The following is a 10,792-nucleotide window of genomic DNA, read 5'->3' as shown; positions in this document are numbered from 1 at the left end:
AATAGCTTTTTAGGGGTGTTTGGGTAACAAACGCCCCTTTTTACGCTGTTTATCTAATTTTTCTAAATTTTCCTCAATACTTCTCGTCCTGCCAAATGGTGTCGTTTTGGCTGTCAAAAACTGATTGTAATTAGACAGTCTGAAATAAACAGGAGGGAGTTTATGGATAAAAAAACACTGACCAGATTAACCAAACAGCATTCCGTTTTAGGCGCGATAAGCGCCTGTATTCTTACGATTGTTTTTATCTGTGGGAGCCTGCTTTTTTTCCGAGGGCAGCTATTAAACTGGCAGTTTGCATGGTATCAAGACCAGCACGTTGAGCGTGAGATGTCTTGGCAAAGCGCAGTGACAGACATGGTGGAAAAAATCCCTCATTTTGCTGAGCAGCGCATTACTTTAACAACAGACCCCCAGCACAATCATTTATTTCAAATTTACGTCGGCCACGACGATCGCTTGCTCTATAACAATCAAACGCAACAGCTTTTTGGCCAAGACAGTGCGCAGCAGCAAGCAGCTGCCGATTTCCTGTACTTCTGGCATATTAATTTTATGACACATATCGGTACCGATATCATAGCGTTAGCCTGTATTTTCTTGATTATGGTCACCGTTAGTGGCATTTGGATCCGTTGGCGTGACTTGGTGAAGAAGTTTCACCAATATCGCGCCAATGGCAAATCTCGGGATGTGTTTAAAGATAGTCACGTGTTATTGGGCTTGGGTGTGCTGTTATTTATGTTGATGTATGGATGGAGCAGTGCTTATTTCAATGTAGGCTATGAGATAAATGCGCCGATATATCATAAATATGCTGAGAAAAGTGGTGAAAATTACTGGGATGAGTTGGGTTTTCCTCGCAAGCCGGACAATTATGATATGGATGCTAAGCTCAGCGCGGAGCGTATCAATCAAGTGATCTCTGATTATCAACAGGCGTATCCTGACATGCGGATTGCACGCTTTGATATTTACCCGGGGCCTTGGATACGTTTGCGCGTGAGTGGCGAGTCTGATCGCAGTTTTGAGTTTGTCACCGCTTTTTATGATGTGCATGGTAACTTGCTTTATGAGCCACAGCGCACGCCTGTGAATGATGTTTATAACATCATGATCCAGCTACATGAAGGGCATTTACTCGGCAAGTCTTCACATCTATTGTATTTCATCCTGTCTCTGATGGCGATTGCAGCCATGTTAATAGGCAATTTGTACTGGTTGGCCATTAGAGAACCCAAACGCGCTGGGCAAGTCTTATTTCGATTACAGCGCGCATGCCTAGAAGCGGGCACTTGCGGTGCATTATTAGCAATTGCATTACTCTTGGTTTGTACTCGACTATTTAGTCAGGGAGTGCCATTAACTGTGTTGGCAAATCAACTGATTGTGATTGTCAGCTTGCTCGGTTGTGGTTTATTGACGTGTTACTTTAAGCAAGCAAAAGAGTCTGCCCATATGGTATTACAGATTGCGGGTGTGTTGTTTTTAATTTTGCCTTGTACTGATGTGATACACCTGCTCTTAGGGCATGAGATTTATAGCTTTGTTGGTAAAGATCTGCTCACTGCGAATATCGCATTTATCGCTTTGTCTGGGTTGAGTTTTGGATTAGCAACCATTGTCGTGCGCGTCACAGACAAAGTAAAAAAGCGCACTATTGACTTGGAGCCAGCTAATGATCGCCTTGCTTAGTTTTTTGTTAGTTGGGCTAGTGCTATTTGCGTGTTCAAAATACTGGCCTCATCGCAAACTTGCCGGCATAGTGCTGCTTTCTGAATATATGACGCCATCGCGCATGTTGGCAGTGAGCGTCTTTGCACTAAGTGTTTTTTATTACATTCAATTAGGCTTGGTAGCTGCTCTATTTTTGGTGTTATTCGCGCTGAGTATCGGCTTACCATTGGTCGTGATGATGGGCCATCACCGCGGAACGACCCCAATACTGATATTGCTGATTTTAGCGGCTTTTGGTGGAGTACTGTGATGCGGGTATTAAATGTTGGGGTCATACTCGGGCTGTTTGTTGGTTGGCTACTCGTGCGCGGTGGGATATGGCTGAGCTTAGATTTATTTGGCTGGAACTTTCACGCCGTGATCACAGTCACTGAACTGATGAGTATTGCTGTGATTGCAGGCGTGGCATTTCACTTCTCGATACAGGCCAATTATCGAGCTTTATGTATACTCGCGGCAAAGTATTTAACCCCGATGGCCGGGTTATTTATTTTGTTATTCTGTATAAGCATCGTGCGCTAAATTATGAGAAATATCAGCTGTATAAATATAATCATAAATATTTTTTAACTGTAAATAATTGATATTTATGCACCTATTATTTGATTTTTATTTTTGTCACAACAAATGATACAAACTCGCTAAATTTTTAATGTATTGCTTCGTCTGCCCTTGAGTAAATCAGCATTTTTTATCTCGACTAGGATAAGGGAGTCAAACGGCGTATGAAGCAATATTCTATGATTGCAAAAGCGGTGTGTATTGGACTACTAGCAGGTAGTTCTTCAGTAGTATTAGCAGACGATGCTAAATTAGATATGGAACGAATTGAGGTGGTTGGCAAACACCACCGCGATGTAGGGGCAACGGGACTGCCACTTGCAATCGGCGATACGCCGCAATCGATCTCTGTAATTGATCGTGAGTTCATGGATTTTCATGATATTAATTCTATTGGTGACGCGCTGACTCACAGTGCTGGTGTGTACTCAGAAACATCATTAGACAGTCGCGAGCGTTTTGTCTTTGCACGTGGTTTCGAAATGAACCGCTTCTTGATCGATGGTATGGGCACGGCTGCGCGTCCACTGCAAGCTACTTTGTTAGATACAAGCATATTCGAAACAGTGGAAGTGATCCGTGGTTCAACGGGCATGCTACAAGAAGTTGGCCAGCCTTCTGGTACTGTTAACCTAGTTCAAAAACGTGCATATAATGGCACTGGTGGTTATGTCACCGCAGAGTATGGTTCATGGAACAAGATGCGTGGTGAGGCCGACTTCAATACCACATTAACTGACTCTGGCTCAGTGCGAGCGCGTACTGTTATGGTGCTAGAGAGCTCAGATTCATTTGTCGATCGCTACAATACCGATCGTAAAATGTTTTATACAACGCTAAGTGCAGACATCACAAATGCTTTACAGGTTTCTGTTTTTGCAAGTTACCAAGATGATGGTCAAGGTGCTAAATCTGATGGTCTACCACTGCACTTCTCTAATAATGAACCGATTGATATTGGAATTGAAGCCAATATTTACCCAGATTGGGGCACTCAAGACTCAGCTCAAGAGAACTTAACGGGTGAAATGCGCTATGAGGTAAATGAAGATTGGTCTGTGGTGGCTAAGTTACACTATTCTAATCTTGATGAAGAAAAAGTATATGCGGGTCTTGACTGGCACCCTGCGCCGAACGGCGATTATGCCTTGTTTACTTACGAAACGGATTCTGACTTTAAAACGAATCGTGGAGAGCTTGGCGTAAATGGTCAGTTTGAATTGTTAGGTCAAACGCACACAGTTAATGTCACCCTAGCGGATACTAAATTTGAAGAATTGGGTAATACGTATAGACCGCTTTCAAGAGTGACTGGTAATTTAGCCGCTGAACACAGAACTGGATCGCCAGCGTCAAAACCAGAAAAGCCCAAATATAATTATAAACAGCCGCAAGCACGCAGTGCAGAGATTGGCTCGCAAAGCGCACGTTTTGCACTTAATCTTCAATTGTTAGATAACTTTAACGTGCTGTTGGGTGCAAACCGCAAAGACATTGACTCATATAGTGTTAATAACGGTACAATTACTGACGAAACATTCTCAGATACAAGTTTGTACTATGGCGGTGTATATAAGATCAACGAACAAGCCGTTGTTTACGCGAGCTATACCGATATTTTTGACCAACCTCAGCAATATAATAAAGCGGGTGGGTTATTAGATCCGCTCAGAGGCGAAAACCAAGAAATCGGTTTCAGATATTCTAACCGTGAAAATACTTTAAGCTTGGACTTAGCCTATTTCAACATTACCCAAGAAAACTATGGCGTAGTTGCAGGTAAGCACTCTGATGGCAATGTGTACTACATTGGTCAAAGTGGTATTGAATCCAAAGGCTATGAAGTTGAGGTATCAGGTTATTTCACTGAACAGTGGTTTGCGTCACTGTCATTCTCTGATACTGAGGTGACCAATCCGAATGAAATTGCAGGCAGGGTGTCACGTGTCGTACCTGACAAAATAGCTAGCTTTAGTACTTTCTATGAGTTTGATAAGCTGAGAGTCGGTGGTTACATTAACTACGCAGGTGAGCGTGAGGGCTTTATTGGTTTAGGTCCTTATGAATACGTCCCTGTAGATTCACATGTTCTAGCTGGCTTCTCTGCATATTATGAGTTCAATGATTCATTGAGTGCTAAATTCAATGTACATAACCTATTTGACAAAGAATACGATGCGAAAATTGCCTTTATTTCGGTTCGTCCAGGTGACCCACGCAACTATTCACTTCAGTTGACATACTCATTCTAAATACGCGATATAAGTGCCTCGTTTAAGATTGGGCGCTTAGTAGTGTATATTCGCAGCACAAAGCCTCACGCAAGTGGGGCTTTTTTGTGGGCACGGTAAGATGCATTTTAAGAGCGCATCAGTCAGTTATTTGGGGTCATTTCTATATGAAGTGAGCATGATAAAAGCCACCCGCTAAGGAGAGGTGGCTTTGGTGTGTGGTCAAATTGGTTCACCATCACCGGTGATTAAAACGTGGCGCCACCATCAATGGTTAACACTTGCATGGTGGTATGGGAAGAAAGGTTAGATGCAATGAATACCGCGCTGTTGGCTATTTCTTCAGGCGTTGCGATTTTTTGCAAAGGAATACCCAGTTTATACTGCTCAGCAAACCCATTGATGACACGCTGAGCCCCTTGATCGTCCTGCCACATGCCGGTTTGCATTGGTGTCAGCGTCGACCCCGGCGCAATCACGTTACAGCGCACGCCAAAGTTGGCCCACTCAATACCAGCGGTCAGCGTAAGCTGCGTTGCTGCGGCTTTAGAGGCGCAGTAGGCCGCCATTTGTTGCCTTGGCGTATCTGCGGCATTGGAGCCAATGGTCACTAGACTACCAACACGCTGTTGCTTGAAATGTGTGCCACAATGTTTGATAAAGGTGAATAGGCTGGCTGCATTGACATTGTGACAGTGTTGCCATTGTGCGAGGTCCAACTCTTCGAGCGCGCCCATTTCGAGCACGCCAGCAACATAGATTAAATTATAAGGTGCCAGTTGTTGGTCAATGAGCTCTGCCACTAATTGCTCTACTTGCTGTGGTTGTGAAAGATCGCACACTACCGGTTTATACAGCACGTCGGGCTCGCTAAATTGGCGGTCAAAACCAATGACTTTTGCGCCAAGGGCTGTAAAGTGTTTTGCAACGGCAAGGCCGATACCTTGGCCTACACCGGTGACCCAGACAATTTTGTCTTGATATTCTTGTTTTAAAGTTTGTTCAAGCTGCATCAATTTACTCCTTAGAGAAACTTTTGTCGAAGTAATGTTGAGACTTGACTGAGTGTCAGTTTAGGCTGCGTGGCCCAAATTTCTGCCGCAGCAAATATGCGCGTTTGAATCGATAATGTGTCCGCGTCTGAATATCGCGCCGTGTTGCTGTCAAAATCGATCGTGGCTGGCGTATCTGCCAAGAGATGAATTTGCAACATGATGTCGTCGGTAGTGCCGGCACTGAGAATGTGGCTGTTTGTTTCTACCCCTGCGTATTTTGGGGCACTGGCGAAAGGCAGCAAATTCACTGTCGGACCAAGGATGCTCAGTGATCTTCCCTGTTTTTGTCTGTCTCTTTTGAGTGACTCAACACGGTAACTCTGTACTTTTTTTAGTGCTTTAATCTGTTGATTTATCAGCGCAGCAGCGGCACTCAAATTGATGTTTTCATCGAAGTTCAAAGGCAGAGGTAACACGTTGCTCTGCACACAGGGGCAGCTCAGCTCAGGTATGGCTTGACGATTCATCATCACCAGCCCTAATGTCACGTGGTATTGCTCGTGCTGGGCCACCAAAGAAGCCGCAATCGCAGCCAGTAGGATTTCACTGCTGGTGGTATTGGCAACTTGTGCTGCGGATTGAATGGTATGCCAAACCGATTGCTCAAAGGTTGTAGTCAGACGCTTATTGGGTTCTGACACATCGGCTTTAGAGTCGCTAAAAGTATTGACCGTGGGAGTCGCATCAAGCCACTGGTTAAGTACTTTTTTAGCTTGCTGTTGCTGTGCCAAATAGGTTTCACTGTTGTGCAAGTCAAGCAACTGTTGCTGTTGAGTAAAACGCAGCTTCGGCAAGGGCTTTCCTTTGCTGAGCGCGTTGTAACAGCGATTGAGCGACTGCGAAAATAAGCCAAAGCCATACCCATCAAGGAGCAGGTGGTGCGCTACTATGACTAAGTAGTCTTGCTCAGGGGCGCGCAGCAAAAACAATTTCATCAACGCTTCTTGGTTAAGGTCAAAAGGCGTTGCTAAATATGGCTTGGCAAAGTTTTGTGCGAAGGCCAAAATATCTTCTGGATCGCTATCTAGATCCTGACTGATGATTTCTGGCACAGTGTCATTGGGGAGCAATTTTGGCGTGTAGTCTTCACTGCGTATAAAGCGACAAGCAAGCGTGTCGCTTGCCTGCCAAACATGATGCAATGACTGCTGTAGCCAATTAGCCGAGATCTTACCTTTAAACTCTAGGCACTCTGCGACATTGAATAACTCACCTCGACCACTGATGGTATCGAGCAGCCACATAGCATGCTGCGAATCAGTAAGCGATAGAGGGTGATCCATTAGTCTTCCTTACGCTCTTCTAACAGTTCTACCCAAGCAGCTAACGTTGGGATCTGTGCTAATTCAATAAAGTTGGTTTCGATCCCTTGCTGTTGCCACAACGAAATTAAATTCATCACTTGCACTGAATCTAAGCCGTAATCGATCAGACTTTCGTGCTCGTCAAACTCATCTTCTTCACAATCGATCAAAGTGAGAATATGTGCTTTAAGCCCATCAAGAGACGTGAGATCCTGACTTTGAGTGCCTAAGATTTCAGACATAGACACCACTTTACCGCAGCGCTTTGCGACAAAGTTAAGCGCCATCATATGTTCTTCTTTGCTAAAATCGGCGATCGCGTCGGCCACTAAAAATGGTTCTATGTCACGCATGAATGCATCAACGGCTGTGGTCATGACACCGATATGGCCATAGATCCCAACAATTAACAACTGATCGCGTTGTTTATCTCGCAATTGTTGCTCAAAATCACATTTTTGAAAGGCGCTATAACGCCATTTTGTCAGCACCACATCTTTGTCGGTTGGCGCAAGTGCGTCGACAATCGGTTGCTGTGTCGGATCTTGCAGGCCAGGTCCCCACATATCCGATAGTAAACCGCGCTCGTGTTTACCCTGTTTGATTGGCTGAGCCGTGTAATACACCGGAATATTGTGCTCATAACAGTATGCTTTGAGTCCTTGAATATTCTGGATCATGGTCTCTATCAACGGATTGTCTTCGCCATAGAAGCCAACAAAGTAGTGTTGTACATCATGGATCAACAGTGCTGCGCGCGAGGGATCTAAATCCCAATCAACACGGTTTTGTGGCAATTCAGCGTCACGTGGCAGCGGGTAATGGTTTAACTTTGGAATGCTCATGTTGTTCTCTATTGTTCGAAAGTGGCACGCAGGGCTTTTTTATTCACTTTACCCACGGCTGTTAACGGTAGTTGGTCTACAAATTTGAATTTGTCAGGCACTTTGTAGTCGGCGATACCGAGTTGTCTAAGGTATTTACGTAAGATCAGTGTGGTGAGCTTAACGTCTTGATCAGCGACGACAAAAGCACAGCTTTTTTCTCCAAGCGCCTCGTCTGGCATGGATACAATCGCAACTTGCTGAATGTGATCGTGGCCTAGTAAGTGGTTTTCTACCTCTTCAGCAGCGATCTTTTCGCCGCCACGATTAATTTGATCTTTATCGCGGCCTTCCACGATTAAATGGCCTGATGGCAGCTGCTTGACGATGTCTCCAGAGCTGTAAAAGCCTTCCTCGTCAAACGCACTGGCATTGTGCGTAGGGGATTTGTAGTAGCCTCTGAATGTGTATGGACCACGCGTCATCAAGCGGCCTGACTCGCCCTGTGGCACTGGCTGTCCGTTCTCATCCACGATCTTTATCTCGTCAAGGTCACTGATCGGGCGACCTTGGGTCGTGAGGATCAACTCCTGATCGTCATCATATCGGGTGTAGTTGACCAGACCTTCGGCCATTCCAAATACCTGTTGCAGTTGGCAGCCAAGCACAGGTGTAACTTGCTCGGCAACACTGCGGCTAAGTTTCGCGCCACCCACTTGGATCACTTGTAAACTGGTGAGATCGGTATCAGAAGCACTGGCATGCTGAAGCCACAGTTGTAAAGCAGGTGGGACCAAAGCCGTGTGTGTAATCGCAAATCGTTCAATCAGGGGGAAACACACTGTGGGGCTCGGATCATTGGCTAAGATCACCGTGCCTCCAGCGATGAACACACCTAGCGCGCCTGGAGAACTTAGCGGGAAGTTATGGGGGGCAGGCAGTGCACAAAGGTAGCGTGTATCACCATTAAGCTCGCAGATCTCTTTACTTGCCACAACGGAATAGAGGTAATCATTATGCGTGCGAGGGATCAGTTTAGGTGTGCCTGTGCTGCCGCCCGATAACTGGAAAAAAGCCACATCTTCGGGATTGAGATCAGCGCTACAGAAAGCATGTTTGTGCAGGTAACCTTGTTTGAGTTCGCTATTGCCTTTGCTGTGATCGGTGATGATCTTGCTTAGACACGAAAAACGATTGAACAACTCATTCGTAAATTGCTCATCATTGAACAATGCGTGAGCCGAAGAAACGATCATCGCTTTGGGCTGCAAGATCTCGCAGTAACTTTGCAACTCTGTACGCTGATGATTAAACAGCGCGCATACAGGAGCAACCCCTAATTTAATCAGGGCAAAATAGGTAATGTAAAATTCAATGCTGTTAGGTAGTTGAACAATGGCTGTATCGCCAGATTGTAAGCCTTGTACTTGTAAATAACCTGCGAGGTTATCACTGTAGCTATTGAGCTCTGCATAGGTTATTTGACGTTGGCCATCCGCAACGGCAATACCCTGACTATTATTGCCTAATTGATCAGACAGGATAGTGGTTAGCGGTTTATCTTGCCAATAACCTTTGGCGCGGTATTGTGTGGCCAGCTCGGCTGGCCAAGGTGTGTATTCGATGCTCATATATTTTACTTGTTAAAACTGGAATAGGCTTGCTGTACCGAGAGGGCATTCAGCATCGTTTTAAGTTTGGCTTCGGTTTCTAGCCATTCAGAACTTGGATCAGACGCGGCGACGATACCTGCACCTGCAAACAGGCGTGCGACTTGTGCTTTTAATTCGCCACAGCGGATCACCACGACCCACTCTCCGTTACCATGCTGATCGCACCAGCCGATGATCCCTGAAAACAACCCGCGATCATGGCCCTCTAAATCGAGAATATGTTGATAGGCTGGTTTTGTAGGTTTACCGCACAGTGCAGGTGTCGGGTGTAATTGATTGGCCAATCCTAAGATATGTGTTTCAGGATCTTTTAAATGCCCTGAGATCACAGTGGATAAATGCCACATCGTAGCGGTACTGAGCAGATCTGGCTCTGCGGGGATCTCTAAGTTATCGCACACGGGCTCAAGCAGTTGACGCATATCGTCGATCACCACGGCATGCTCGTAACGATCTTTTTTCGAACTGAATAGAACCGAGCGGCGCTGAGCCTCGACTTTTTCGCATGGATCGCGCGGGATCGAGCCAGCTAATGGATTGCTAATCACAGTTTGATCTTGTTTTCTTAGCAATAACTCAGGGCTTACCCCCATCAATACCGACTCGCTTTGGGTTGGAAATGCAAAGTGATATCCAGACTGGCTTTGCTGTAAAAGCTGATTCAGCACATGCTTGCGGTTGAGCGGTTTTGAAAACTCTAAATCGACTTGTTTGCTCAGCACGATTTTTTCAAGTTGTTCATTGCTAAATAGTGACTTTGCGTCCTTAACTGTTTGTTCGAAGTGCGCTCTATCCTGCAGGTAAGTCACCCCCTGTAGAGGGTTACCGGTGGCATCTGATTCTGACACTTGAGAATTTAACCACTGACTAAATACGCTTTTATCCCAACGGGCTACCGTCTTGGGGATAATAAACTGGGCATTCTGGTGTTTACAAAAAGGCAAGACTCCAAAGGCTATAGCGTTGTCGCTTTCACCTTGGTGTACACGCATTTGAGACTGAAGTTCCTCAACTAAATATTCAGTATTAGCAATGGGAATACTAAAGCGGTGTTTAATACCATGACCAAGTAAGCAGGTGTTGCCTGATACAAAAAGACAATCTTGATCTAATAGAAATTCGCCCAAAGACTGAGCTTGCGCTAAGTTGGATATTTCGCCAGCATGCATAATGTAACCTTTTTGCGTTGTCATTCGACTGCCGTAATAAATGCGGTCAGCCCTCAATGTGTGTTCAAGACGTGTCAATCACAAAAAGATTTAGTGCTGTGTAGGATTGTTCTGTTCTGACTATGTGACGGGCAGTAAAAATAAGACATTGGTGTGTATGCTTTGGGGTAACCTTGTTGGCCAAAAATTACTTAAATTAGCGGTTTAAATGCATTGATATTGCCGTTCTACTGGAAAG

The 10,792-nt window shown here is 45.1% G+C and carries 9 protein-coding genes; 4 read left to right on the top strand and 5 right to left on the bottom strand.

Features of this window, described 5'->3' with window-relative positions; genetic code table 11:
• The first annotated feature begins 162 nt into the window (after window positions 1–162).
• The 4 genes from A7985_RS21650 (at window position 163) to A7985_RS21635 (ending at window position 4,550) form a co-directional block, all read left to right on the top strand.
• Complete coding sequence (locus A7985_RS21650) at window positions 163–1,695, top strand: PepSY-associated TM helix domain-containing protein (protein WP_065792532.1); 1,533 nt, start codon at window positions 163–165, stop codon at window positions 1,693–1,695.
• On the top strand, window positions 1,679–1,987 hold the full coding sequence (locus tag A7985_RS21645) for a hypothetical protein (protein ID WP_065792531.1): 309 nt from the start codon (window positions 1,679–1,681) through the stop codon (window positions 1,985–1,987). The genes A7985_RS21650 and A7985_RS21645 overlap by 17 nt, the downstream gene beginning before the upstream one ends.
• Entirely contained in the window at window positions 1,987–2,259 is a 273-nt protein-coding gene (locus tag A7985_RS21640) for a hypothetical protein (protein WP_065792530.1), read from the top strand. The genes A7985_RS21645 and A7985_RS21640 overlap by 1 nt, the downstream gene beginning before the upstream one ends.
• A gap of 203 nt (window positions 2,260–2,462) precedes the next feature.
• A complete protein-coding gene (locus A7985_RS21635; protein ID WP_065792529.1) occupies window positions 2,463–4,550 on the top strand; it encodes a TonB-dependent siderophore receptor in 2,088 nt (695 codons plus the stop codon).
• 227 nt (window positions 4,551–4,777) lie between these two features.
• Here A7985_RS21635 and dhbA read toward each other — a convergent pair whose 3' ends face one another.
• The 5 genes from dhbA to A7985_RS21610 are packed head-to-tail and all read right to left on the bottom strand — an operon-like array spanning window position 4,778 to window position 10,578.
• The gene (gene dhbA / locus A7985_RS21630) at window positions 4,778–5,542 is read right to left on the bottom strand and encodes a 2,3-dihydro-2,3-dihydroxybenzoate dehydrogenase (protein WP_065792528.1); all 765 of its coding nucleotides are present in this window, start codon (window positions 5,540–5,542) and stop codon (window positions 4,778–4,780) included.
• An 11-nt stretch (window positions 5,543–5,553) separates the two neighbouring features.
• Entirely contained in the window at window positions 5,554–6,867 is a 1,314-nt protein-coding gene (locus A7985_RS21625) for a condensation domain-containing protein (RefSeq protein WP_065792527.1), read from the bottom strand.
• The gene (locus tag A7985_RS21620) at window positions 6,867–7,733 is read right to left on the bottom strand and encodes an isochorismatase family protein (RefSeq protein WP_065792526.1); all 867 of its coding nucleotides are present in this window, start codon (window positions 7,731–7,733) and stop codon (window positions 6,867–6,869) included. Before A7985_RS21620 ends, A7985_RS21625 begins: the two co-directional genes overlap by 1 nt.
• A gap of 8 nt (window positions 7,734–7,741) precedes the next feature.
• Window positions 7,742–9,343 (bottom strand): (2,3-dihydroxybenzoyl)adenylate synthase, encoded by a 1,602-nt coding sequence (locus tag A7985_RS21615; RefSeq protein ID WP_065792525.1) that lies wholly within the window; start codon window positions 9,341–9,343, stop codon window positions 7,742–7,744.
• Between the two features lie 5 nt (window positions 9,344–9,348).
• Window positions 9,349–10,578, bottom strand: coding sequence for an isochorismate synthase (locus A7985_RS21610; RefSeq protein WP_247684831.1), 1,230 nt, complete (start codon window positions 10,576–10,578; stop codon window positions 9,349–9,351).
• Window positions 10,579–10,792 lie beyond the last annotated feature (214 nt).

Origin of the sequence: Pseudoalteromonas luteoviolacea, from assembly GCF_001696455.1 — a bacterium.
Classification (GTDB): Bacteria; Pseudomonadota; Gammaproteobacteria; order Enterobacterales; family Alteromonadaceae; genus Pseudoalteromonas; species Pseudoalteromonas luteoviolacea_C.
The sequence above is the reverse complement of the archived record's forward strand: the minus strand, read 5'-3'. Positions and strand labels throughout refer to the sequence as shown.